General features: G+C 71.1%; 19 protein-coding genes. 7 read left to right on the top strand and 12 right to left on the bottom strand.

The window, feature by feature from the left end; translation table 11 throughout:
• Positions 1-15 precede the first annotated feature (15 nt).
• Entirely contained in the window at positions 16-2130 is a 2115-nt protein-coding gene (gene recD2 / locus ABFX55_RS28660; protein ID WP_346125868.1) for an SF1B family DNA helicase RecD2, read from the top strand.
• A 65-nt stretch (positions 2131-2195) separates the two neighbouring features.
• On the top strand, positions 2196-3062 hold the full coding sequence (locus tag ABFX55_RS28655) for a 3-methyladenine DNA glycosylase (protein WP_379478952.1): 867 nt from the start codon (positions 2196-2198) through the stop codon (positions 3060-3062).
• A gap of 2 nt (positions 3063-3064) precedes the next feature.
• Here the strand turns inward: ABFX55_RS28655 and ABFX55_RS28650 are convergent, their stop codons facing one another.
• Complete coding sequence (locus ABFX55_RS28650) at positions 3065-4945, bottom strand: heparinase II/III domain-containing protein (RefSeq protein ID WP_346125866.1); 1881 nt, start codon at positions 4943-4945, stop codon at positions 3065-3067.
• Positions 4946-5108: 163 nt separating this feature from the next.
• On the opposite strand from ABFX55_RS28650, the gene ABFX55_RS28645 reads away from it, so the two are divergent.
• Genes ABFX55_RS28645 through ABFX55_RS28635 form a run of 3 tightly spaced genes read left to right on the top strand, consistent with a single transcriptional unit; the run spans position 5109 to position 8178 of the window.
• Positions 5109-6464, top strand: a complete 1356-nt coding sequence (locus ABFX55_RS28645; RefSeq protein ID WP_346125865.1) for an ABC transporter substrate-binding protein — start codon at positions 5109-5111, stop codon at positions 6462-6464.
• Positions 6461-7363: a carbohydrate ABC transporter permease gene (locus ABFX55_RS28640; protein ID WP_346125864.1), complete on the top strand. Its 903-nt coding sequence runs from the start codon at positions 6461-6463 to the stop codon at positions 7361-7363. The genes ABFX55_RS28645 and ABFX55_RS28640 overlap by 4 nt, the downstream gene beginning before the upstream one ends.
• Complete coding sequence (locus tag ABFX55_RS28635; protein WP_346125863.1) at positions 7360-8178, top strand: carbohydrate ABC transporter permease; 819 nt, start codon at positions 7360-7362, stop codon at positions 8176-8178. The genes ABFX55_RS28640 and ABFX55_RS28635 overlap by 4 nt, the downstream gene beginning before the upstream one ends.
• 65 nt (positions 8179-8243) lie before the next feature.
• Here the strand turns inward: ABFX55_RS28635 and ABFX55_RS28630 are convergent, their stop codons facing one another.
• Genes ABFX55_RS28630 through ABFX55_RS28595 form a run of 8 tightly spaced genes read right to left on the bottom strand, consistent with a single transcriptional unit; the run spans position 8244 to position 15706 of the window.
• The gene (locus tag ABFX55_RS28630) at positions 8244-9362 is read right to left on the bottom strand and encodes an L-talarate/galactarate dehydratase (protein WP_346125862.1); all 1119 of its coding nucleotides are present in this window, start codon (positions 9360-9362) and stop codon (positions 8244-8246) included.
• 57 nt (positions 9363-9419) lie between these two features.
• Entirely contained in the window at positions 9420-10178 is a 759-nt protein-coding gene (locus tag ABFX55_RS28625) for a sugar isomerase domain-containing protein (RefSeq protein WP_221241155.1), read from the bottom strand.
• Between the two features lie 11 nt (positions 10179-10189).
• A complete protein-coding gene (locus ABFX55_RS28620) occupies positions 10190-10918 on the bottom strand; it encodes a GntR family transcriptional regulator (RefSeq protein ID WP_346131277.1) in 729 nt (242 codons plus the stop codon).
• A 2-nt stretch (positions 10919-10920) separates the two neighbouring features.
• Positions 10921-11760 (bottom strand): ROK family protein, encoded by an 840-nt coding sequence (locus ABFX55_RS28615; protein WP_346125861.1) that lies wholly within the window; start codon positions 11758-11760, stop codon positions 10921-10923.
• Entirely contained in the window at positions 11757-12572 is an 816-nt protein-coding gene (locus ABFX55_RS28610; RefSeq protein ID WP_346125860.1) for a carbohydrate ABC transporter permease, read from the bottom strand. Before ABFX55_RS28610 ends, ABFX55_RS28615 begins: the two co-directional genes overlap by 4 nt.
• Entirely contained in the window at positions 12569-13435 is an 867-nt protein-coding gene (locus ABFX55_RS28605; protein WP_346125859.1) for a carbohydrate ABC transporter permease, read from the bottom strand. Before ABFX55_RS28605 ends, ABFX55_RS28610 begins: the two co-directional genes overlap by 4 nt.
• Positions 13432-14739, bottom strand: a complete 1308-nt coding sequence (locus tag ABFX55_RS28600) for an extracellular solute-binding protein (RefSeq protein WP_346125858.1) — start codon at positions 14737-14739, stop codon at positions 13432-13434. Before ABFX55_RS28600 ends, ABFX55_RS28605 begins: the two co-directional genes overlap by 4 nt.
• A gap of 34 nt (positions 14740-14773) precedes the next feature.
• The gene (locus ABFX55_RS28595) at positions 14774-15706 is read right to left on the bottom strand and encodes a LysR family transcriptional regulator (protein ID WP_346131275.1); all 933 of its coding nucleotides are present in this window, start codon (positions 15704-15706) and stop codon (positions 14774-14776) included.
• Between the two features lie 66 nt (positions 15707-15772).
• On the opposite strand from ABFX55_RS28595, the gene ABFX55_RS28590 reads away from it, so the two are divergent.
• A complete protein-coding gene (locus ABFX55_RS28590) occupies positions 15773-16984 on the top strand; it encodes an MFS transporter (protein ID WP_346125857.1) in 1212 nt (403 codons plus the stop codon).
• Here ABFX55_RS28590 and ABFX55_RS28585 read toward each other — a convergent pair.
• The 3 genes from ABFX55_RS28585 to ABFX55_RS28575 are packed head-to-tail and all read right to left on the bottom strand — an operon-like array spanning position 16974 to position 20008.
• On the bottom strand, positions 16974-18239 hold the full coding sequence (locus tag ABFX55_RS28585) for an alpha/beta fold hydrolase (RefSeq protein ID WP_346125856.1): 1266 nt from the start codon (positions 18237-18239) through the stop codon (positions 16974-16976). The genes ABFX55_RS28590 and ABFX55_RS28585 overlap by 11 nt on opposite strands.
• Positions 18240-18260: 21 nt before the next feature.
• Positions 18261-19274 carry a Gfo/Idh/MocA family protein gene (locus ABFX55_RS28580; RefSeq protein WP_346125855.1) on the bottom strand — a complete coding sequence of 338 codons (1014 nt, stop codon included), beginning with the start codon at positions 19272-19274 and terminating at the stop codon, positions 18261-18263.
• 8 nt (positions 19275-19282) lie between these two features.
• Entirely contained in the window at positions 19283-20008 is a 726-nt protein-coding gene (locus ABFX55_RS28575; protein ID WP_346125854.1) for a ThuA domain-containing protein, read from the bottom strand.
• Between the two features lie 111 nt (positions 20009-20119).
• Between ABFX55_RS28575 and ABFX55_RS28570 the strand changes: the two genes are divergently transcribed.
• Positions 20120-22147: a M14 family zinc carboxypeptidase gene (locus ABFX55_RS28570; protein ID WP_346125853.1), complete on the top strand. Its 2028-nt coding sequence runs from the start codon at positions 20120-20122 to the stop codon at positions 22145-22147.
• Positions 22148-22357: the final 210 nt, after the last annotated feature.

The following is a 22357-nucleotide window of genomic DNA, read 5'->3' as shown; positions in this document are numbered from 1 at the left end:
GATTGGATCCTCTGCGTGGAGGCATCCGTCGAGCAGCTGGTGTACGTCAGAGAGGACGAATACACCGTCGCCCGCCTGAGCAGCGAGTCCATGGCGGGCTTCGTCGCCTCGGGCAGGGCGCTCGCCGGCGTGCAGCCCGGCGAGACGCTGCGCCTGACGGGCGAGTGGGCCGAGCACCCCACCTACGGCAAGCGCTTCGCGGTCACCGCCTGCGAGCGCGTCGTGCCCGCCACGGTCCACGCCATCCAGCTCTATCTCGGCTCGGGCCTGATCCGCGGCATCGGCCCCCGGCTGGCGCAGGCGATCGTCGGCCACTTCGGCGAGGCCACGCTGACCGTGATCGACACCGCGCCCGAGCGGCTCACCGAGGTCATCAACATCGGCCCTGGCCGCCAGGCCCAGATCGTCGAGGCGTGGCGCGACCAGAAGGCGGTCGCCGCGCTGATGGTGGTGCTGCAGGGCTTCGGGGTCAGCCCGCTGCTGGCCACCAAGATCTACCAGGTCTACGGCCCCGCCTCCGCCGAGATCCTGGCCTCCGACCCCTACCAGCTCATCGGCCAGGTCAGGGGCATCGCCTTCGGCACGGCCGACAAGATAGCCCTGCAGTCGGGCGTGCCCGAGCGCAGCCCCCAGCGCATCAAGGCGGCGCTCATGGACGGCCTCGAGGCGGCCGCCGCCCGCGACGGCCACTGCTTCCTGCCGCTGCACGCCCTGGTGAGGCGTACCGCCGCCAGGCTGGAGCTGGAGGAGGAGCTGGTCGGCCAGCTGGTCGACGCGCTGCTGGCCGAGCGCAGGGTGGTCGTCGAGGAAAGCGACGACGACCTGGTCGTCTACGCCAAGGAGCACCACAGCCGCGAGGCCAGGCTGGCCGCGCTGCTGGCCAGGCTCCTCACCGCCCGCTCGACGCTGCCGCTGCGCGCCTTCAGCGACGACCCCGGGCTCCACGACGACCAGCGGGCGGCGGTGACCATGGCGCTGACCAGCACGGTCTCGGTCCTCACCGGCGGTCCAGGATGCGGCAAGAGCCACACTGTGAAGGTGATCGCGGCGACCGTCAGGGCGATGGGCGGCACCGTCACCCTCTGCGCGCCCACCGGCAAGGCGGCCAAGCGGCTGTCGGAGCTGACCGGGCTGCCCGCGACCACCGTGCACCGCATGCTGGCCGTCCAGCCCGACCCCGACAAGCTCTTCGACCAGACCCCGGCCCAGGCCGACCTCATCGTGGTCGACGAGGCCTCCATGCTCGACCTGCACCTGGCCACGCGGCTGTGCTCGGCGATCACGTCGGGCAGCCACCTGCTGCTGGTCGGCGACAGCGACCAGCTGCCCAGCATCGGGCCCGGCAGCGTGCTCGCCGACCTGCTGCGCGTCGAGGCGGTTCCCCGCATGCGGCTGACCCACGTCTTCCGCCAGGCCGAGGGCAGCGGCATCATCCAGGCCGCCCACCAGATCAGGGGCGGCGCCCTCCCCTTCACGCCGGGTGGCGGCGGCTTCTGGTTCGAGGAGCTCGACGATCCCACGGCGGTGGCCTCGCGCGTCGTCCACCTGGCGACCGAGGCGATCCCCGCCAAGCAGAAGGTCGGGTCCGGCCAGGTCCAGGTGCTCTGCCCGATGCGCAAGGGCTCGGCGGGCACGGCCGAGATCGGGCGGATGATCCAGGAGCGGCTCAACCCCGCTCGCGAGGGCACGGCTGAGCACTGGTCGGGGGCCTCGGTCTTCAGGGTGGGCGACAGGGTCATGCCGATCCGCAACAACTACGACAAGGGCGTCTTCAACGGCGAGACGGGCACGGTGGTCGCGCTCAAGCAGGAGGAGCGCGTGGTCGAGGTGCTCATCGACGACGGCGACACCGTCTCCTACGCCTTCGACGAGCTCGACGATCTCACCCATGCCTACGCGATCAGCGTGCACAGGTCCCAGGGCAGCGAATACCCGTTCGTGGTCGCGCCGCTCGTCGTGGAGGCGGGCGGGGTGATGCTGCGCCGCCGGCTGCTCTACACCCTGGTCACCAGGGCGAAGGCGTGGGTCGTGCTGGTCGGGCAGCGAGAGGCGCTCGAACTGGCCGTCGCCAGGCTCGGGCAGCGCCGCAACACCGGCCTGTCGCGCCGCCTCACCGCCGCCCTCGGCTGAGAGGCGAGGTGAAAGGGCGGCAGTACCGGGCACCCCGCCGGGGTTTCTACGATGGTGCGGTGAGGATCCTCGACGAGCCGGAGTGGCGGGCCAGGGCCGAGTCGCATCAGCGACGGGTCGACGCCTGGATCGGGCCGCACCTCGAGCGCCGCCAGGCGGGCACGCCCCACCCGGTGGAGGACTTCCTCTTCGACTACTACGGCTACCGTCCAGGACGGCTGCGCAGGTGGCACCCCGGCGCGGGCGTCGTGCTGGCGGGGGCGAGCGGCTACGGCGCCGACTACGTCGACACCGCCGAGGGCGCCACCCTCGACGTGGAGCGGCTGCTGGCCAAGCGTGGGGCGATGGTCGAGTGGACCGCCACGCTGCTGTCGGCGACCGCGTCCCGGCAGGGCCATTTCGGGTGTTTCGGCATGCACGAATGGGCGATGGTCTACAAGCTGCCCGCCGACGAGGTACGGCACGCGGCCCAGCCCCTGCGCATGCCTCCGGAGGAGATCGCCGCCGTCGTGGAGCGCAGGGGAGCGCGCTGCAGCCACTTCGACGCCTTCAGGTTCTTCACCGAGTCGGCCAGGCCGCTCAACACGCTGCACCCGACCCGCGAGCGGCAGGCCGAGCTCGAGCAGCCCGGCTGCCTGCACGCCAACATGGACCTCTACAAGTGGGCCTACAAGCTCTCCCCTCTCGTGCCGAGCGAGCTGGTCGCCGACTGCTTCGAGCTGGCGCGCGACATCAGGACCCTCGACATGCGGGCCAGCCCCTACGACCTGGGCGTCCTCGGCTACGAGCCCGTGCCGATCGAGACCCCCGAAGGCCGGGTGACGTACGCGGCGGCGCAGCGGGGCTTCGCCGAGCGGGCGGCGCCGCTGCGCCGTACGCTCCTGGAGCTGTGCGAGCGGCTCCTCGACGGCATGCGCGTCCCGGCGGGCTGACCTCAGCCAGCCGCCTCGGCCGGGCCCCGCAGGCGGAAGGTGGCGTGGAAGCGGGCGCGGTCGTCGTGGCCGCGTAGGAGCAGCACGCCGAGAGGACGGCCGTTCGGGTTGCCCTCGGCGAGCGCCGTGAAGGCCTCGAACCCCTCGGGTACGGCGAGCGAGAGCTCGGGGGCGCCGTCGACCTCCCACGAGCCGCGCAGCACCCTGTCGTGCGGCACCTCGATCCGCCTGACCTCTCGCAGCCACGCGTGCCCCGCCTCGCCGTCCAGCCTGGGCGCGGGGAGAGCGCGGGCCGAGGGGAGGAAGGTGCCGTCCCCGTGGAAGACCCACTCGATGCGCAGGCGCGCGGCCAGCGTGACCGTGCACAGGTCGCTCCAGCCGTCGTCGGAGACGGTGACGGTGCGGCGCATGACCTGCCCTTCCCATGCCGACTCGGCCACCAGCCGCCGAGCCGACGACTCCAGCAGCCGTCCCGCGTGCTCGGGCTGGCGCGCCCCGTCGACGACCACCAGGTTGTGAGCCAGGGGCGAGCGCATCCACGCCGTGAAGTCCGACCCGTAACCGCTGGTCCCGAGGTCGAGGCTGGACCACCCGGTGGCCGTCTCGAGGTCGACGCCGAGCTTGTCGCGGTGGTCGTGCCAGCCGGCGTCCGGCCCGAACCGCATGGCCAGCCGTACGGCGGGCGAGCGCAGCAACCCGATCCCCGCGTGCGGCCAGACGAAGGAGCCCGGACGGCCGGGCGAGGCGGCCTGGACGTCGTCAGGCCCGAAGACGAGGGCGGCGACCGACGAGCGGCCCTCCAGCTCCACGCAGCCCGGCGCCGGTGAGGTGTTGCCGAACCACAGCGGGACCGGGGCGCGGCGCGTCCTGGCGTAGTAGGGGGCGAGATCGATCGGCTCCTCGGGCAGGATCGCGCAGGCCGCCTCGGCCTGTGGGGCGAAGTCGCCGACGTGGCACTCGGCCCATCCGTCGCCGTAGGCCGGCAGGCGGGTGTCGGAGTAGGCGAGGGCGGGCGGGGCGGTGATCGCCCGCGACAGTCGCAGCGCCGCCTCCTCGGACAGGCCCTCGGGCCCTGCGGCCTCGCGGTAGGACAGCAGGGCGGCGACGGTGTAGTAGTGGTAGTGGGGGTTGATCTCGTACCAGAGGCCCTCGGGGTAGAAGCCCTCGCTGACCTGCGCCTGCGCGCCGAAGGGGGAGTCGCGGCACCATCGGAGCAGTTCGTGGTCGCGCAGGCGTACGGCGCACTCGGCCAGCGCCGCCAGCAGCCAGCAGTGGATGTTGTGCACCATGCCGACCTGCGGGCGCAACAGGTCGGCGATAGCGCGGGCCATGGCGTCGGCGGCGGCGCAGGTGGCGGGGGTGAGCGCGTCGCCCGCCCAGCGCAGCGCCCGCAGCAGGCCGACGGCCCAGACGGCCTCGTCGAGCGACTGGGGGTGGACCCTGCCCCTGCCGGCGTTGACGCCGTGGATGTCGTAGGAGAGGTAGTCGCGGGCGTAGGCGGCGGCGATCCGTTCGAGCTCGCCCGCGGCTCGGTGGTCGTCGGCCAGCCTGACCAGGAGGGCGGCGCGCTGGGCCTGGGCCGCGGCGGCGTTGTGCATCGCGGTGCGCCACGCGCCGTCCCACGGCTCGCCGGTGTAGGTGCAGCCGCACCGCGTGCAGGCGTGGCTCGCGGGGGCCGCCGGATCGAAGCGCAGGGGCGCGCCGTCGGCGTCGCAGAAGTAGTGGTGCGTCCACGCCGACGGCCGGTCGGGTCCTGGTATGACGAGGTCGTCCGTCCAGCGGGTGAAGTCGGAGCCGATCGCGGCGAGCACGTTGGCCGCCCACGGCCTGGTCGCGACCCTGCGGCGGATCCCCTGCCAGTCGGGCGTGTACGCGGCGTCCATCGAACCTCCTCGGCAACGCTAGGGAAAACCGCTTCACCCGGTCAAGGAGGCCGAGCGCGTGGCTGTTGACGGTCCGTGACGGACGTGCCTACGTTCTCAGAGATGTGAACTGCGCCACACTGGCCGGGGCAGAGTGGCCTGACGGTGTGGAGGAGCGAACCAGATGACATCGCGACTCGTCCGATGGTGCGTCGTGTCGATGTCCCTGGCCATGGCGCTGAGCGCGTGTGCCAGAGGCACCGGTGGCGACGCGGCACCCAAGGCGACGGGCACGTACGACCCGCGGGCCACCTTCCAGGGAACGCTCACTGTGATGGGCATCGCGGGCATCGACGAGATCGCGACGACGCGCATCGAGAAGGCCGAGGCCTCGCTCGGTGGCGCGAAAGTCAGGCTGATCGAGGGCGACCTCGACATCCAGCAGTTCCTGTCGTCGGTGGCCTCGGGCTCCCCTCCCGACATCGTCTACGCCAACAGGGACCAGATCGGCACCTTCGCCTCGCGCGGCGCGATCATCCCGCTCACGGCATGCGTCCAGGGCGAGCGGATCGACACCTCGATGTACGACAAGCCCGCCCTCGGCCAGGTGACGTTCGGCGGCGAGCTCTGGGCCGTTCCCGAGTTCAACCAGGTGCAGATCACCATGGCCAACGCCGCGTTGCTGGAGAAGGCCGGCCTGACGGTCGAGGACGTCAACGGCACCGACTGGACGAAGATCACTGCGGCGACGCCGAAGCTGCTCAAGGCGTCGGGGAAGATCGGCTTCGACAGCAAGCTGCCGGAGTTCCTGCCGCTGTGGGCCAAGGCCAACGGCGCGGACCTGCTGTCGGCCGACGGAAGGAAGGCGCAGCTCAACAGCCCCCAGGTGGTCGAGGCGCTGGAGTTCGCCGTCGGCGTCTACGACGCGCAGGGCGGCTTCGCGAAGGTGAAGGCGATCAGGGACTCGGCCGACTTCTTCGGCAAGGGCAACCAGTTCGCCAAGGGCGAGCTCGGCGCGATGCCGATGGAGCAGTGGTACGTCAACGTGCTCAACAACGTCTCGCCGAAGACGCCGATGGCCTTCGACACCTTCCATGACAAGCGGGGCAACGCCATCGCCTACTCCTCGGGCTCGGCATGGGCCATCCCGAAGGGCTCGAAGAATCCCCAGGCCGCCTGCAGGTTCGCCCAGACCATGACGCTGGTCGAGACCTGGAAGGCGGCGGCCCAGGCGCGACTGGCCAAGCGGAAGGCGGAGGGCAAGCCGTTCACCGGGGTCCTGACCGGCAACACCAGAGCCGACGAGGAGATCAGGAAGATGGTGACCTCAGGCGGCCGGCCGTGGGACGACGGCGTGAAGGCCGTCTACGAGGCGAGCGCGCACACCTTCACCCTTCCGGCCAACCCGGCCGACACCGAGTTCAAGAAGGCGTGGCAGGACGCCGTCAACCGGGTGCTCAACGGCCAGCAGGAGCCGAAGGCCGCGCTCGACCAGGCCCAGCAGGAGGCTCAGGCCGCCCTCGACAAAGCGTGGGGATGATGCGCGTCCGCGCCGCTGAGACCAGGGCCGCGCTGCTGTTCATCAGCCCCTGGATCATCGGGTTCCTCGTCTTCACCGCCTGGCCTGTCATCAACAGCGCCTACCTGTCGCTGACCGACTACGACGTCATCAACGACCCGAACTTCATCGGCTTCGACAACTATGTGACGCTGTTCCAGGACCCCAAGGTGGGGCTGGCCCTCAGGAACACCTTCGTGTTCACGGTGATGTCGGTGCCGGTCCAGCTGGTCGTCTCGCTCGGCCTGGCGCTGCTGCTCAACAGCGCGGCCAGGGCCACGGGCTTCTTCAGGACCGTCTTCTTCCTGCCGAAGATGACGCCGCCCGTGGCGATCGGCATCCTCCTGCTGCTGCTCTTCAACGGGCAGAGCGGGCTGATCAACAGCGCGCTCGGCCTGTTCGGGATCGAGGGGCCCTCGTGGACCACCGACCCCGCCTGGATCAAGCCGGGGCTGGTGCTGATGAGCCTGTGGACCGTGGGCGCCTCGGTCATCATCATCCTGGCGGCGCTGCGGGCCGTCCCCCAGCAGCTGTACGACTCGGCGCTGGTCGACGGGGCCGGATGGTGGCGCAGGACGCTGCGGATCACCGTGCCGATGATCAGCCCGACGTTGTTCTTCCTGTTCGTCGTCGACAGCATCAACGCCCTGCAGTCGTTCACCGAGGCGTACACCGCCTTCTTCGGATCGGGCAACACGACCTACAGCAACGACGCGGCGCTGTTCTACGTGATCTATCTGTTCCAGCAGGCCTTCGAGTTCCTGCACATGGGCTACGCCTCGGCGCTGGCCTGGGTGCTGTTCGTCGTGATCATGATGATCACCGCCGTCCAGATCCTGCTCACGCGGCGGTATGTCTACTACGAGGGGGATCGGCCGTGAAGAGGATCCTCGTCTGGGCCGCGCTCGGCGTGATCTCGGTGCTGTTCGCCTATCCGTTCGTCTGGCTGCTGAGTGCCTCCTTCAAGCCGCGCGGCGAGGTGTTCGACCACCGGCTGATCCCCGAGACCTTCACCTTCGACAACTACATCAAGGTGTGGCAGGAGGCGCCGATGGCGCTGTGGCTGCTCAACACCGCCTTCGTCACCGTCATGGCGGCGATCGCCGTGACGGTCACCAGCGCCATGGTGGCGTGGGGCTTCGCCTACTTCCGCTTCCCCGGCAGGGGGCCGCTGTTCGGGCTGGTCCTGGCGACGATGATGCTGCCGGGGGCCGTCACCATGATCCCGACCTACCTCATCTGGAACTCCCTCGGCATGGTCGGCACGCTGACGCCGCTGTGGGCGCAGAACCTGTTCGGCAGCGCCTTCTACATCTTCCTGCTGCGGCAGTTCTTCCTCGGCCTGCCGCGCGAGCCGTTCGAGGCGGCCAGGGTCGACGGGGCGGACAACTGGCAGATCTTCACCAGGATCGCGCTGCCGCTGTGCAGACCGGCGATCGTGGTGACCTGGCTGTTCGAGTTCCAGGCCGCGTGGACCGACCTCATGCGGCCGCTGATCTACCTGCGCGACTCCACCACCTTCACGGTGCCGCGTGGGCTCAAGGCCCTGCTCGACCAGTACGGCTTCGGCGGCGAGTGGCACTGGGAGATCGTCATGACTGCCAGCGTCATCACCACCGTGCCGATGATCGTGCTCTTCTTCGTCGGCCAGCGCCACTTCGTCAGGGGCATCGCGACCACGGGAAGCAAGGGCTGAGCGCCTCTCCCCAGGCGCCAGCCCCGCGGCGCCTCCCGCGGCGCCTCCCGCGGCGCCTCTCGCGGTCAGGCGATGACGGCCTGGTCCACGGTCCACTTCACGGCCTGCTCGCTGAGCGTCAGGCCGAGCCCCGGCCTGGAGGGCACCGCCATCCGGCCTGCCACGATCTCGATGCGCTCGTCGAACAGCGGCTCGAGCCACTCGAAGTGCTCCACCCACGGCTCCTGGTCGTAGGCGGCGGCGAGGTGGAGGTGGATCTCCATGGCGAAGTGCGGAGCGAGCTGGAGGCGGTGGTGCTCGGCCAGTGCGGTCAGGCGCAGGAACGGGGTGATGCCGCCGATGCGCGGGGCGTCGGGCTGCAGGATGTCGGCGGCGCCCGCGCGGATGAGCGCGGCGTGCTCGGCCACGCTGGTGAGCATCTCGCCGGTGGCCACGGGGGTGTCGAGGCAGGAGACCAGCGCGGCGTGCCCCTCGTGGTCGTAGGCGTCGAGCGGCTCCTCGATCCAGGTCAGGCCGTACTCCTCCATGGCCCTTCCCATCCGCCGCGCCGTGGGCCTGTCCCACTGCTGGTTGGCGTCGACCATCAGCGGCACGGCGTCGCCCAGGTGCGCCCTGACCGCCTCGACCCTGGCGAGGTCGGCGCGCGTGTCGGGCTGCCCCACCTTGATCTTGATGCCGCCGATCCCGCGCTCCAGCGCCGCCGAGGCGTTCTCCAGCACCTGCTCGATCGGGGCGTGCAGGAAACCGCCCGAGGTGTTGTAGCAGCGCACCGAGTCGCGGTGCGCGCCCAGGAGCTTGGCCAGCGGCAACCCGGCCCTCCTGGCCTTCAGGTCCCACAGCGCGATGTCCATGGCGGCGATCGCCTGGATCGAGAGCCCGCTGCGGCCCACCGACGCGCCCGACCAGACGAGCTTCTCCCACAGGCGGGGGATGTCGCTCGGGTCCTCGCCGAGCAGGTCAGGGGCGATCTCCACGGCGTGCGCGAACTGGCCAGGGCCGCCCGCGCGCTTGGAGTAGCCGAAACCCAGGCCCTCGTGGCCCTGCGCGGTGGCGATCTCGGCGAACAGCATGGCGACCTCGGTCATCGGCCGCTGCCTGCCGGTGAGCACCTTGGCGTCGCTGATGGGCACGTCGAGGGGGAGGCGAACGGACGAGAGACGCACCGAGGTGATGCGGTCGTTCATGGCGGGGGCTCCAACTCGTGGTGACGCGGCCGGGGGAGATCCCCGGCCGCGGAACCCCTAGTCTTGCGCCCTGCCCTCGGCCGCGTGCAGGCGGCGCCGGTGGTCGGCGAAGACCTCGTCGTTGGAGGAGACAGAGGCGCCCGGCACGGTCGGCGAGACGAACGTGGGGATCACCACGCCGCGCCCCGCCAGCACCCCCGCCGTCCTGGTGACGATCTCGTGGCTGACCACGCAGGCCACGACCGTCGAGGCGCCGCCCACCGGGCGGTCCCAGCCGTCCACCTCGACGATCGCGTCCTGCACGGGCACGCCGGTGTCCACCGTGACGTCGCAGACCTCGGCGATGCGCTTGCCGCTGGAGTGCTCGGCGGGGCGTTCCAGGTTGGCCACCGAGGTGACGGCGACGGTGAACAGGCCGTGCTTGGCGCCGTACATGGCCGCCTCGACGGGGGCGGCGTTGCGCCCGCCGTGCGAGTAGACGATCAGCACGTCACCGGCGTTGAGCGGCTCGTGGTCGAGGTACTGCGGCACGTAGCCCTCGGTCCGCTCCAGCCACAGCAGCTCGCGCACGCCGCCGGGGCCGAGCACGTTGTGCCACATCAGCCGGGGGTCGGTCAGCGGGTGCAGCCCGGCGAAGCTGCCGTAGCGGGGAAAGGCGTCCATGGTGGGGATCACCGAGTGGCCGCTGCCGTACAGGTGGATCAGGCCGCCGTTCTGCACGGCGTCGGCGCAGCGCTCGGCGACGGTGTCGAGCACCTCGCCCTGGGTGGAGTCGAGGCGGTCCAGCAGGTCGATCATCAGGCGGGTGTAGGTCACGGGGATTCCTCTCATCGGAGGGCGAGGCGGATCTGGTAGCGGTCGCCGCGCATCACGCTGCGGACGTATTCGAAGGGGCCGTGCGCGTCGAAGGTGAGGCGCTCGACGTAGAAGGCGTGCGCGCCGGGCGCGACGCCGAGGGTGGGGGCGTCCTCGTCGAGCACGCCCCCGACGGTGAAGGTCTCGATGGCCTCGCGCGGCACGAGGCCGTAGGTCTCGCGCAGCGTCTGGTAGAGCGAGCGGTCGGTGAAGTCGAGCCGGTCGAGCCCGGGGAAGCGCTCGAGCGGCAGCAGCGCCGTCTGCACGCCGACGGGTCTGGCGGTGTCGGTCCTGAGCCTGCGCAGCCTCAGCAGCAGGTCGCCTGGGCCGAGGCCCATCTCCTTGGGAAGGTCGCAGTCGGCGGCGGGCAGCACGCTCTGCTCCAGCACCCTGGCGCCCGACGGATGTCCGAGCCCCGCCAGTTCGGCGGTGAAGGAGGTGACGCCGCGCGCTCCCGCGGTCAGGCTGGTGTCGCGGACGAACGTCCCCCTGCCCTGCTCGCGCACCAGCACCCCGCGGTCGACCAGCCTGGCCAGCGCCTGGCGGATGGTCACCCTGCTCACGCCGTACGCCTTGCCCAGCTCGTCCTCCGTGGGCAGCTGGGCGCCGGGCAGCCACTCCTCCGCGTCGATGCGATGCCGCAGAGACCGCTCCACCTGCAGGTAGAGCGGCACGCCCGACGTGGGGTCGAGCCCTCTCATGTTCACCAGTCCTCCCCGATCTCAGCCGCGAGCAGGGCGCCCACGACTCCCGCGCCCGACCCGAGCGCCGCCGCCACCACCGGCACCCGCCGCCCGTCGGGGGAGGCGAACCGCTCGATGTGGACGGCCAGCATGGGTCCGAGCACGTCCATCGCGTCGGCCATGCCGCCGCCCACCAGGACGATCTCCGGGTCGAGCGTGCTGGCCAGCGCGGCGATGCCGCGTGCCAGCCGTACGGCATAGGCCTCGAGTTCGGGGGGCACGCGGCCCTCGCGGGCGGCGGCGACCAGCTCGGGGCCCCGCCCGCCGAGCGCGGAGCCGGAGGCGGCCCGCTCGAACCCGCCGTGCGCGGGGTACCCGGCGGCGAGGGGAGCGGGTTCGGGCTCGCCCTGCAGCCAGCCCCACGAGCCCGCGCTGCCGTGCGCGCCCCGCCAGATCCTGCCGTCGACGAGCAGCGCGCCGCCGATGCCGGTGCCGACCGCGACCAGGACGGCCGAGCGCCTGCCGCTGGCCGCGCCCTCCACCGACTCGGCCAGCAGGGTGAGGTGGCCGTCGAGGCCGAGTCGCACAGGGGCGCCGAGCCGTGCCTCCAGGTCGCGGGCGAGCGGCCGGCCCTCCAGCCACGGCAGCGCCGGCACGAACACCGGCGTTCCCTCCGCCGACGTGCCGGGCAGCCCGATGCCCACCGCGTCCGCGCCAGGGCCGGTGAGCTCGGCGAGCAGGTCGAGCAGCGCCTCGTAGGAGCGGGGGACCTCGTGCCTGGCGACCGGGCCGCGCACGCCGTCGCTCCCGGCCAGCACCCGCAGCAGGGTGCCGCCCACGTCGAAGCCGACGTGTCTCATCCCTTCACCCCCGTCCTGGACAGCGAGGCCACGAAGACGCGCTGGGCCAGCAGGAACACCACGATCGTGGGCAGCGAGGCGATCAGCGCGCCCGCCATGACCACGTTCTGGTACTGCACCGAGGTGCTGTAGCTCAGCAGCTGGCTCAGGGCCAGCACGACGGGGAACTTCGCGTCGTCCTGCAGGATCGACAGCGGCCAGATGAAGTTGTTCCAGTAGAAGACGAAGGAGAAGATCGCCAGGCTCACCACGGCCGGCCGCAGCAGCGGCGTGACCACCCGCCACACGATGCGCAGCTCACCCGCGCCGTCGATGCGCGCGGCGTCCAGCAGCTCGTCGGGCACGTCGGAGACGAACTGCCGCATGAGGAAGATGCCGAACGCGTTGGCCAGCCACGGCAGCAGCACGCCCAGATAGGTGTCGGCCAGGTCCATCGACGAGACGAGCCAGTAGAGCGGCACGAGCGTCACGACCGGCGGCAGGAACATGGTCGCGACCACGCCCCAGAACAGCACCTCGCGCCCTCTGAAGTGGTGCTTGGCGAAGACGTACCCTGCCAGCACGCTGGTGACCAGCACCGAGAGCGTCGCGACGCCCGCCAGCAGCAGGCTGTTGAGGAAGGCCGTGCCGAACGGCACCGCCTCGAACACCTCGGTGAACGCGCCGAACGACGGCTCGCCAGGCCACCAGGTCGGCGGGATGGACTGCAGCTCCTCGGGCCCCTTGAGGCTGGAGATCACCATCCAGTACAGCGGGAACAGCGCGGGCAGCATGACCAGCGCGATCGCCGCCGCGGCGAGCGCACGCCTCATGACCGCCTCCTGACCGCGGCGAGGAACACGCCGCCGAGAGCCACCAGGAGCACCAGCAGCGTGAACGCCATCGCGCTGGCCTGCCCCGCCATGCCGTGCTGGAAGGCGGCGCGCTGGACCGCGAACGACAGCACGGCCGTGCTCTCCGCTGGCCCTCCCTGGGTGAGGATGTAGACGGGGTCGAACACCTGGATCGCGTTGATGATCGCGACCAGGCCGATGAAGACGGTGGTACGGCGCAGCAGCGGCAGCGTGACGTGCCTGGTCTGCCGCCAGAACCCCGCGCCGTCGATGCGGGCCGCCTCGTAGAGGTCGGAGGGGATCTGGGTGAGCCCCGCGATCACCAGCACCGTGTAGTAGCCGGTCATCTGCCAGACATGGAAGACCACCAGCGAGACCAGCGCGGTGTCGGGAGCGCTGAGCCAGGTGGGCTCCCACGCGGCGAACAGCTGCGACAGCGGGCCGTAGTCGGGCGCGTAGAGCGCGCCCCAGACGATCGAGATGGCCACCGTCGGCACCACGTACGCCGAGAACAGCACCGCCCTTGCCACGGCCTTGCCCATGACCCTCGGGAAGTAGAGCAGCATCCCCAGCGCCACCGAGAGCGGCAGCGTCACGGCCACGACGAGCGCCACGTACGCGGCGGTGTTGACCAGCGCGGTGAAGAAGCCCTCGTCGCCGAGCAGGTCGGTGTAGTTGGCGAGCCCGCGCCACGACATCTCGCCCAGCGGGGTGTACATCGACCACTCGTGCAGGCTGATCCAGAACGTCAGCCCGATCGGCACCACCGTGAAGAGGCCGATGACCAGCATGGCGGGTGACAGGAACGCCACGGCCGCCATGCTCCTGGCGTGCCGCGTCACGTGCCTGCCTTGGTCAGGATGTCGGCGACCTCCCGCTGCGCCGCGCCCATGGCCGCCTCGGGCGTCTCCTTGCCGAAGACGACGTTCTCGACGTGCTTCTGCACGGCCTGGCTCATCGCCTCGCCGCCCAGCACCGAGGGGAAGGGCACGGCGTTGGCCAGCTCGGCCACGTACACCGACAGGAACGGGTCCGACAGCTCGGCCTGGTGCGCCTTCAGATCACTGATGCTGCTCGGCAGGATGCCCATGGAGGTGAGGATGTCGCCCATGGCCGAGGAGCCGTTCCTGCCGCTGTCCTTGCCGTTGAGGAAGGTCAGGAACTTCCACGCGGCCTGCTGCCTGGCCTGGTCGGCCTTGCCGTTCACCACGGTGAGCCAGGAGTAGGAGACCGAGGCGCTGGTGGCGCCGTCGGGGCCGACGGGGATGGGCGCGACGCCGACATCCTGGTAGCGCTCGCCCATCGCCTCCTTCAGCGCGCCCTGCCACCAGTTGGCCATGATGATCATGCCGGTCCTGCCGTTGACGAAGTTGTCGAGGTAGGGGCCCGTGGTGTTGGCGTTGGCGTTGCTCATCTTGGCCTGGGTGGCGCCCGACTTCACCAGCCTGGAGTAGAGCTGGGCGGCGGCGAGGGTCTTGGGGTCGTCGAGCTTGGGGATGGCGCCGTCGAGGAGCCTGCCGCCGTTGGAGTTGACCAGCGACAGCCACGGGTGCACCACGCCCGCGGGCCAGCTGGTGATGACGCCGAAGCCCTGCCTGCCGTCCTTGGTCAGCTTCGCGGCCGCCGCCTCGAGCTCGGCCCACGTCCTGGGCGGCGCGGCGATGCCCGCCTCCTTGAACAGCTTCTTGTTGTAGTTGAGGGCGTAGAGGTCCACCTCGTTGGGGTAGCCGCGCGGGCCGCCCTGCTTGGTGACGCCTTCGACCAGGTTCTCGGGCCAGTTCGCCGCGAGGTCCGCTTCGGCGTCGGCGGGCATGTTACCCGCCAGGCCGTCGCGGACGAGCTCGGGCAGCCACAGGTCGTAGACGCTGGCGATCGTGGGGCCGTTCGGGCTGGAGCCCTGGGTGCGCAGCGTGGACAGCAGGTTGCCGAACGGGACGGCCCTGATGTCGACGGTGACGCCCGGGTTGCGCTTCTGGAACGCCTGGGCGGCCGCTTCCAGGGCTTTGACCTGGTCAGGGCCCCAGTGCGTGAGGAAAGAGATCTTCGTGGCCGCAGGGGTGCCGTCGTCGCCACCGCCGCCGCACCCTGCCGCCACCATCGCCAAGGCCGCGCTCACCGCGACCGTCCGCATCGTCGAGGTCTTCATGGGGGGTCTCCTGATTCATCAGGTCGTTAGGTTGTTATAACGAATTTCCCGCCCGGTGGGAAGACCTCGCCGGGGTGAACTCGAGGCCGAGATCCGGGGTCTCGGCGAGCACGTAGTCGTGGAAGGCCTGGGCCAGCGGGGTGAGCTGGGCAGGCCTGACGACGCCGATCGTGCGGAACAGCGGGGGAGACAGCGGGATCTCGACGGCGCCGGGCAGCGGCGCGGCGCCGTACCTCGGCAGCAGCGCCACCCCGAGCCCGGCGGTGACCAGGCCGCGCACCGTGTCGGACTCCTGTCCCTCGAAGGCGATCCTGGGCTGGAAGCCGGCCGCCGCGCACAGGTCGTCGGTGATCTGGCGCACGCCGTAGCCCTGTTCCAGGGTGACGAAGTCCTCGTCGGCCAGCTCGGCGGCGCGCACCCTCCTGCGCCTGGACAGCCGGTGCGAGGCGGGCACGGTCAGCACGAGCTCCTGGGCGGCGAGCGGGGTGCCGGTCAGGTCCTGGTCGTCCGAGGGGAGGGGCGCGACGAAGGCCAGGTCGATCTCGCCCTCGCGCAGGCGTCGCAGCATCACCTGCCGCGAGCCCTGGACCAGGCTGAAGCGCACGAGCGGATGGCGCTCGCGGAACCCCGAGACCATCGAGGGCACGAGCGAGCGGCCCAGCAGGTGCAGGAAGCCGAGGACGATCCGCCCGCTGCCCGGGTCGATCTCCTCGCGCACCTCGCGGACTCCTGTCGCCATGACGGCCAGCGCGCGGGCGGCCGAGTCGGCCAGCGTGCGGCCCGCCCTGGTCAGCCTGATGCCGCGGCCGTACGGGACGACCAGCGGCGTGCCGACCGCCTCGGACAGCGCGGCGAGCCGCCTGCTGACCGTGGGCTGCGGAACGCCGAGCAACTCGGCGGCCCTCGTGACGTGTTCGGTCTCCCTGATCGCGGCCAGCAACTCGAGGTTCGGCGCCAATTCATGCATCACGGTATGAATTTTGGCATATGACAGTATTAGACGTATTTATTAGCTTTGCTTAGTTTCTTGGGTGTGGTTATCGCACCTCGGGTGACCGTCGGCGTCGCCGCCGCCGGCATCTCGTCCTTCGCCCTCCTGTACGCCCCGCAGTCCGTGCTCCCCCAGCTCGCCGCCGACTTCCACCTCGACCCAGGAGGAGCCTCCCTCGCCATCGGCGTGGCCACGGGCGCGTTGGCCGTCGCCGTCCTGCCGGTGGCCGCGCTGTCGGAGATCGTCGGCAGGCGGCGGATCATCCTCGTCTCCGTGATCGCCTCGGTGGTGCTCGGCCTGCTGCTGCCGCTCGCGCCGACCTTCGAGAGCCTGCTGGTGCTCAGAGCCCTGCAGGGGGTGGCCATCGCCGGCTTTCCCGGCGTCGCCGCGGCGTACCTGATGGAACTGCTCGGCGGCGCGGGCGTGGCCGCCGCGGTGGGCGCGATGATCGCGGGAAACTCGGTCGGCGGCATGGCGGGCAGGCTGGCGACGGGCCTGGTCGCCGAACCGCTCGGCTGGCACGGCGCGCTGGCCTGCGTCGCGGGGCTCTCCGCGGTGTGCGCGGTGGTCACCGTCCTGACGCTGCCCGCCTCACCTCCGCGTCAGGGAGCCACGCGGGGCGGCGGCCTGCGGGCGGCCTTCAACCTGCGGGCCGCCTTCAGCCGCCCCGTGCTCCTCGCCCAGTACGGCGTGGCGGCGGCAGGCGTGGGCTCCTTCGTCGCCGTCTACAACGCCGCGGGGTTCAGGCTCATCCACGAGCTCGGCATCGCGCCCGCCATCGCCTCGCTGGTCTTCCTCGCCTACGCGACGGGCACGCTCTCCTCGGGCACCGCCGGCAGGCTCGTCGGCAGGTACGGCAAGCGCGCCGTCCTGGTCGCCTCGCTCCTGATCACCGTCGTGGGCACGCTGCTGACGATCCCCGACAACCTGGCCATGGTGGTGGCCGGGCTGATCGTGCTGACCGGCGGCTTCTTCGCCGCGCACGCCGTGGCCAACGGGTGGGCCGCGGCCGAGGCGCCGCAGGGCGCCCGCGGCCAGGTCTCGGGCCTCTACACGCTCTTCTTCTACGTCGGCAGCAGCGTCGGCGGCACCGTGGGCGGCATCGTGTACGGCACGGCGGGGTGGAGCTGGCTCGTCGCCTTCACCGCCGCCTGGCTCCTGGCGGCGATGGCTGGCGTGCTGGCGGAGGGCCGTGGGCCGCGCAGGCGCGGGGCCGGGCAGGCGCGGCCCACCTCTCCCGCGCTCACCCTCTGAGGCCGCCGCCCCGCTCGTCGACGAGCTTGGTCAGACGGGCGAAGACCCTGTCGTCGCCGAGGCCGTCGTGCTCGTACTCGTTGGTCACCCACACCTCGGCGTTGCCGATCCGCGCCGCCGTCTCCAGCTGCAGGCCCGAGTCCACGTACATGTCGTCGAAGTAGACCGTGGCGGCCACCGGCACCTCGTTGGCCGCCAGCCGGTCCAGGTCGTAGAGCGCGGGCCACTCCTCGCGCGCCGCCATCGCCTCGACCGCGCCGCGGAAGGGCCGCAGCTCGCGGATCTCCTCGAACATCCAGGGATAGATCATCTCCCCGGTGAACAGCAGCGGCCTGGCCGTCTCGGCGAACGCCGGGTGCGCGGCCCGCTCCCGCTCGGCCGCCCAGGCGGTGGGGCCCTGGCCAGAGCCGTAGATGCTCTCGTGCATCACGGCGTAGAGCGGGTTGTCGCCGAAGGAGGTCCTGGCCAGCACCTGGTGCAGGAAGCCCGTGGTCAGGCCCTCCTCGATCAGCCAGTGCATGCGCTCGTAGCCGGGCTTCATGCCGAAGTCGAGGCCGAGGAACTGCAGCCGCCGCACGGTCAGCGTGTCGCCGTCGGGCAGCAGCACGTCGCCCTCGGCCAGGCGGTCGGCCAGCGCCGCCACGGTCTCCACGTGGTGCGGGTAGCGGCGGTAGAACTCCCTGTTCTTCGCCTCGACCCGCGGATAGGTGCGCCGGTAGACCTCGGTGGCGTCGGCCTCCAGGCCCGCCAGCCCGCCGGTGACGTAGCACGCGCTCAACCCCTCGGGCGCCTGCGACAGGTAGGTCAGGGTGAGGAAGCCGCCGTAGCTCTGCCCCAGCGTCGACCACCGCCCGCCGCCGAAGACGGTCTTCCTCAGGTGCTCGGCGTCGGCCACGATCGAGTCGGCCCTGAAGCACGACAGGTAGGCCGCGCCCTGCTCGGCCGTCTCGAAGCGCGACATGAGCCGGCCGTCCACCCTGGAGCTGCGGCCCGTGCCGCGCTGGTCGAGCAGGATCACCCGGTGCGTCTTCAGCGCATGGCCGACCCAGCCCGAGGGCCCGAGCGGCCTCGGGCCCTTCCCTCCTGGACCGCCCTGGAGGTAGAGCAGGCAGGGCAGGTCGTCGTCCTTACGGGTGGGATCGACCAGCTCCCTGGCGAAGACCTGGATGCTCTCGCCACCGGGCTCGGCCCAGTCGAGCGGAACGTCGGCGACGTGCTCCCGCACGTGCATGCCGGGGATGGTGTACCCGGTCATCGTCGTCGCCAGCGGACTTTGTTACGTAGCTCCATAGAGAGGGCACTTTATCCGTTCGCCCCTGAGGGCGGACTCCAGGGCGGAGGTCACCATGGCGAGGCTGGCGAGGTTGTCGTGACCCTCGCCCTGGGGCGGCCTGCCGGTGCGCAGCGCGCCCACGAACTCCTCCAACGCCCAGGCCAGCCCCTGGAACCTGTCGCGGGCCTGGTGGGGGTCGGGTTCGAGCTCCACTGGGGTCACCCCCTCGGCCCCGATCACCGAGCCGCCGTCCCACACGGCGGTGCCCCGCGCGCCGATCGCCCGCCAGCTGCCCGTCCACGACGTCTGCAGGCCGGGGGCCGACCAGCTGCCGCTGAAGACGTAGCGCAGGCCGCCGGTCATCTCGAAGATCGCCGTGGCCGAGCAGGCGCCGGTGTACCAGCTGGCGGCCGGTCTGAACGACTCGCAGTAGACCGACAGGGGATCGGCCCCCGAGATCGCCCTCGCCGCGTCGAACAGGTGGATGGCCATGTCCTGGATGAGCGGATGCGGCAGATCCTGCAGGAACTTGACGCTCTTGTACGGGATGTAGAACTCCGAGGTCAGGATCGCCAGCTGCCCCAGCTCGGCCACCGTGCGCCGGTAGGCGACCAGGCCGGGCAGGTAGCGGCGGTTCTGGCTGACCATGAACAGGCGGCGCGCCCTGTCGGCGGCGGCGACCATGTCCGCGCCCTCCTCGAAGGTGACCGCCATCGGCTTCTCGCTGAGCACCGACACCCCCCGCTCCAGCGCGGCCAGTGTGACCTCGTGGTGGGCGGCCGGCACCGTGCCGTTGACGAGGAAGTCGGGCCGCACCGCCTCGACCATCTCGGCCACGGATCCGAACGCGGGCACGCCGCGCCCGGCCGGCACCTTCGAGGGGTCGATGTCGGCCCAGCCGACCAGCGAGACATCGGGATGGAGCAGCAGCTCGGTGGCCCACTGCCGGCCGATGAAACCCGCGCCGGCGATGACGGCGCGCAGGGGACGGTCCTCGGTGACGGTGTCGAAGGTCATGGGCTCCCTTACCAGGTGATGGGGGTGTGGGCGTTGCTCAGCGGCACGCCTGGACCGCCGGCGGGGGCGGCCCACAGGACGGCGTTGGCCAGCACCCGCCGCACGCCCTCGTGGTAGTAGACGGGATAGTCCTGGTCGCCGGGGCTGAAGTAGAACACCCTGCCTCTGCCCCTGCGGAAGCAGCAGCCGCTGCGGAAGACGTCGCCCCCGCCGAAGGAGCTGACGAACACCAGCTCGTCGGGGGCCGGGATGCCGAACGGCTCGCCGTAGGTCTCCTGCTCCTCGATGACCAGCGGGTTCGGCACTCCCGCCGCGATCGGATGGCTCGGCTCGATCGTCCAGACCAGCTCGCGCTCGCCCCCGTCACGCCAGTTGAGCGTGCACGTGGTGCCCATGAGCACGCGGAAGATCTTGGAGAAGTGGGCCGAGTGCAGGACGAGCAGGCCCATCCCCCCGAGCACCCGCTCGTGCACGCGGGCCACGACCTCGTCGCTCACCTCCTCGTGCGCCGCGTGGCCCCACCAGGTCAGCACGTCGGTCTCGGCCAGCACCTTCTCGGTCAGCCCGTGCTCCGGCTCCTGCAACGTCGCCGTACGCACCCTGACCCGTTCACCCAGATCGTCGCCGAGGCCCCGCGCGATCTGGCCGTGCATCCCCTCGGGATAGCGCCGCCGTACCTCCTCCTCCCGCTCCTCGTGCACGTTCTCGCCCCAGACGGTGACATTGATGGCCACTCCGGTCTCTCCCTTCGGTCATGCCGATCTCTACCCACATCGCCGGGTCTTGCCTGACCCGTCGTTTCGGCTTTCACTGATCGGCATACGGCTGATCAAGGAGGAAGGCCGATGCGTGGCTTACGAGCTTCCGCAGTTGTCCTCTCGTTAACCATCACCACGTTCCTCGCCGCCTCACCCTCGGCGCCCGCGGCGGCAGGGGCGCCGCCGGAACCCGAGGTGACCTCGCTGGTCACGATCTCGGTCCCGGACACCGCGGCCCTGGAGAAGGTCGTGGCCACCGGCGCCGACCTGACCGAGCGCGTACGGCCGCAGCCGGACGGGAGCATCCAGGTCGACGCCGTCCTGTCGGAAGGCCAGCTGTCCGCGCTCGCCCCCCTCGGCGTGGAGAAGGCAGGCGCCCCCGCCGCCCAGGAGACCCCGAAGACCCCGAAGGCGGCGGCCGCCGCCGACCAGATCGTCATCGAAAGGGCGGTCTGGTTCAGGACCCGCGACGGCTACTTCCTCTCGGTCGAGGCCACCAGCAGCGCCGGTCCGACCGCCACGCTCAGCGCCGCATGGCGGGGCAGGGGCGGCGCCTCGGGCACGGTGCCGATGGTGCCCTACACCGATGCGGGCGCCTACCTCGGACACCAGCTCAGCACCCCCGCGCCGGTCGCCGACAGACCCGCGTGGGTCACCGTGACCTCGGCAGGAGGCGGTAAGGCCCAGGCCAGGGTCAGGGAGTGGCCCGACGGCGAAAGGCCCGACAGGGCGATCCCCGGCTACCGCAAGGACTTCATCACCCAGTACATGCCGCCCGGCCAGCTCAACGAGCGGGTCAAGGCGCTGCACAGGCAGTTCCCCCAGCTGACCGACGTCATCGCGCTGCCGTACCTGACCAACGGCTACCGGCGGCACGCGCAGGCGCAGTTCGGCGCGGTCGTCGTCACCTCGCTCGCCTACGGCTCCGAGGGCGGCAACGACCTGGCGATGGAGCTCGTCGATCCCGGCGCGCAGGGCAGGCCGCTCCAGGTGACGGTGAACGGCAAGCTGATCACCGTCAGCCTGGCCACCGACGCCTCCGGCGCGATCACCAGCACGGCGGCCCAGGTGATCGCCGCCGTCAACGCGGGGGCGGGGTCGCTGGTGAAGGCCACGCCGTACCGCACGGACAGCGGGCAGGGCGTCGTGACGCCCGCGCCCCTCACCCAGCTCAGCGACTTCCTCAAGGCGCCCGCCGACGTCTCGCGCGAGCCCGCGCGGGTGCTGGCGCTGCGCATCGGCGCGCACCGCGACGGCTCGCGCACCGGCGTGCTGGCCTACGCCCAGGAGCACGCCCGCGAGTGGGTGACCCCCCTGGTCACCATCGAGACGGCCGAACGGCTGCTGCGCAACTACGCGCGCGACCCCGCCACCCGCAGGCTGCTGCAGCGCACGGACATCTTCATCGTGCCGACCGTCAACCCCGACGGGGCGAACTACAGCTTCTACGACTACAACTTCCAGCGGAAGAACATGACCAACCACTGCCCTGCCGCCCAGGCCGACCCGGCGGCGCGCAACTCATGGGGAGTGGACGTCAACAGGAACTACGCCGCCGGCTCCCTGTTCGACGGCTACGTCGGCGCCTCTGCCAACTGTCTGAGCGGCACGTACGCGGGGCCGGGCGAGCACTCGGAGCCGGAGAGCAGAAACGTGATCTGGCTGGCTCAGACCTACCGCAACATCAAGTTCGCGATGAACGTGCACAGCTACGGCGGGTACTTCATGTGGCCGCCCGGGGCCTACCAGGCCGCAGGACGTGTCACCCTGCCGCGCCCGACCAAGGCGCAGGAGGCCTACTTCCTGCGCTCGGCCCGCACGATCGAGGAGGCCATCGCCGCCGAACGCGGCACCGTCACCTGGCCGCAGCAGACGGGCCCCGTGACGGACGTGCTGTACTCGGCCGCGGGCAACTCCGCCGACGAGCTCTGGTACGACTTCGGGATCTTCGGCTGGGACTTCGAGGTGGGCAACGACATCTGGAACCCCGCCACCCTCACGTGGGAGGGGGTCGGCTTCCAGCCGCCCTTCGAGGAGGGACACAAGGAGGCGCTGGAGTACGCCTCGGGACTGATCGCCCTGATCGGCCTCGCCGCCGACTACCGAGCCCCCTGACGACACGGACCCACCGGTGTGGGGGAGCCCGGATTCCCCACACCGCCCTTGCCGTCGCGCGGCGGCGAGGCGCGGGAGGATGGTCGTGCGGTGCGGAGGCTCGCGCTCACCAGCGAGGCCGGCGAGCGCTGAACGGACATTTCGCCGAACTGCGCCGCATCGCCGCACTGTCGGACGCCACCAGCGCGTGAGCGGGCGCGCCATCTCGGC

It is taken from the genome of Nonomuraea roseola, from assembly GCF_039535395.1.
Taxonomy (GTDB): Bacteria; Actinomycetota; Actinomycetes; order Streptosporangiales; family Streptosporangiaceae; genus Nonomuraea; species Nonomuraea roseola.
Note: the sequence above shows the minus strand (reverse complement) of the source record. Positions and strands in the feature narration are given on the sequence as shown.